Source organism: Mesorhizobium sp. M7A.F.Ca.ET.027.02.1.1 (genome assembly GCF_004022985.1).
In the GTDB taxonomy this organism is placed as follows: Bacteria; Pseudomonadota; Alphaproteobacteria; order Rhizobiales; family Rhizobiaceae; genus Mesorhizobium.
This window is the reverse complement of record NZ_RZOL01000885.1, coordinates 1-659: the sequence shown is the minus strand read 5'-3', so window position 1 is coordinate 659 and position 659 is coordinate 1. Positions and strand designations below refer to the sequence as shown.

General features: G+C 61.5%; 1 tRNA gene and 1 pseudogene. One reads left to right on the top strand and one right to left on the bottom strand.

Annotated elements, in window-relative coordinates:
- Positions 1-232: pseudogene (locus EN749_RS36815) on the top strand (histidine ammonia-lyase); the annotation flags it as partial.
- Positions 233-378: 146 nt separating this feature from the next.
- Here EN749_RS36815 and EN749_RS36810 read toward each other — a convergent pair.
- Positions 379-464, bottom strand: a tRNA-Leu gene (locus EN749_RS36810).
- Positions 465-659 lie beyond the last annotated feature (195 nt).

Below are 659 nucleotides of genomic sequence, written 5' to 3'. Positions count from 1 at the left end.
CGCATGGACCAAGGAGGCAACCGCCGGCCGCTGCGTCGATGCCGCCATGGCGATGCTGGCGATGATCGCCTCGCAGGCGCTGCACGTCACCGAACGGACGCCGCCGCCAGCACTGCGCTCCTTCGTCGATCAAATCAGAGCTATCGTGCCGCCTGTCGGCGCCGATCGTGTGCTGGGGCCGGAACTTGCCAGGCTGGCGGAATGGTTCACACAGAAAGTGTTCGAGGCGTAGAGATGCCAACAAGCCGTGGCTGGTGAAATTGGTGCGCCTGAACGGATAAAATTCGAACCGGTCCTCCTTCGCCAAGGCTTCGGAGGACGCTCCTTCGCTCTTCGAGCTTCAGGTGGCCCGCCACCCGAAGCTCGAAGAGAGAAAGGTGGTGCGGACGACGGGAATCGAACCCGTACGATCAGAGATCGAGGGATTTTAAGTCCCTTGCGTCTACCAATTCCGCCACGTCCGCAGGCCAGCCCTTTTCAGACGCCTGACACAGGCCGTCAAGTCGTGTTGTTGAGCGTTCGCCGAACGTGCAAACAGACGGGGCGGCTTGATGATACTGGCGCGATCACGGAATTATCGGCGCGGCGGGTAATGGTAGGATGCCTGTGTGGTGGATTTGATCCGCCAAGGCCGGCGCCTCTCAGGCCCAACCCATTCC